Origin of the sequence: Acinetobacter sp. USHLN143, assembly GCF_037145695.1 — a bacterium.
Classification (GTDB): Bacteria; Pseudomonadota; Gammaproteobacteria; order Pseudomonadales; family Moraxellaceae; genus Acinetobacter; species Acinetobacter fasciculus.
Map to the genome: position 1 here is coordinate 1 of NZ_JBBCWZ010000168.1, position 1,110 is coordinate 1,110.

Sequence of the window (1,110 nt, forward strand, 5' to 3'; positions counted from 1 at the left end):
GGATGTCTGGTGATTTGTAGTCATAAATTTTAGTCCCCACTTGTTTTTAAGTGGGGACTAAATTAAGGCTTATAGGATGAATTCATAAGGTGTGTTCAGCGGACGCTTACATTGTTCGATTGGCTATTCGTTTTCTTTGGTATATTCGCTTTAGTTCCTGTTTTCCTGATCTGTTCACGCAGTGGTTCTGAATCATAGCCTTTATCTGCGCATAACACTTTTGTCTCTTTTAAATCTAATGTTGATATTAAATCAGGTGCAACTTTAACATCATGTGTGGTTCCATCGGTAATCATGAAATCAATAGGATTGCCATATGCATCAAGAATCAAATGTATTTTTGAGGAATTTCCTCCTACACTTTTAGAAATAGATTGATTCGCTATGCCGGCAGAATGTTGATGAGCACGTACATGAGAGCCATCAATAAAAATCCACTCCATATCGGGGCATGAGGCTAGTAATTTGAACAATCTAAGTAACTTACCGCTGCTTGACCAACGATTAAAACGTTTGAAAATAGAGTTTGAATGACCAAAACAGGAAGGAATATCTCGCCACGGACAGCCTGTTCTAATTCTATAGAGAATAGCTTCAATAAAATTGCGTAAATTTGAGTTGTGGTGAATGGATAAATTACGCAAAATAGTTTTCAACTTTTGCCAGTGTTGATGTGTCAGCATGGTACGAGGCATAGCGAATAGTAAAATTGGGTTTGGCGATTTGATTTTACTACTTCGCTATTTTTTTAAGCTAAAAGTGTCAACACACCCTAGACATCCATCACATCTCTTGAGAAAAAACGAAGAACATGCAGTGCTGAATTTAAACAGCAGATCGTTCAGGCTTGTAAAGCACCGGACGTTTCAATTGCTTCAGTCGCTTTGCAACATGGATTGAATACAAATCCCCTATCCAACTGGATTCGCTTAATTGATGGTAAGCTAGAGAAATGATCGCTCACCACTACCGAATAAACCTGCATTTATTGCTTTATCTTGCTCTGCACCATTAGATCCTACTCCTACTGACATGTTAACGGTTCAAATTACTTTACCCCACTCAAAAGCAGAAATTGGCTTGAAATGGCAAGTATCAGAAATATCTGCT

General features: G+C 38.0%; 1 protein-coding gene and 1 pseudogene. One reads left to right on the forward strand and one right to left on the reverse strand.

The genetic code is table 11. The annotated features are described in order from the left end of the window. Window positions 1–110: 110 nt before the first annotated feature. Window positions 111–695: pseudogene (locus WFH18_RS17455) on the reverse strand (IS5 family transposase); the annotation flags it as partial. Window positions 696–836: 141 nt separating this feature from the next. Between WFH18_RS17455 and WFH18_RS18590 the strand changes: the two are divergent. Continuing rightward, window positions 837–956, forward strand: coding sequence for a transposase (locus tag WFH18_RS18590; protein WP_247144413.1), 120 nt, complete (start codon window positions 837–839; stop codon window positions 954–956). Window positions 957–1,110 lie beyond the last annotated feature (154 nt).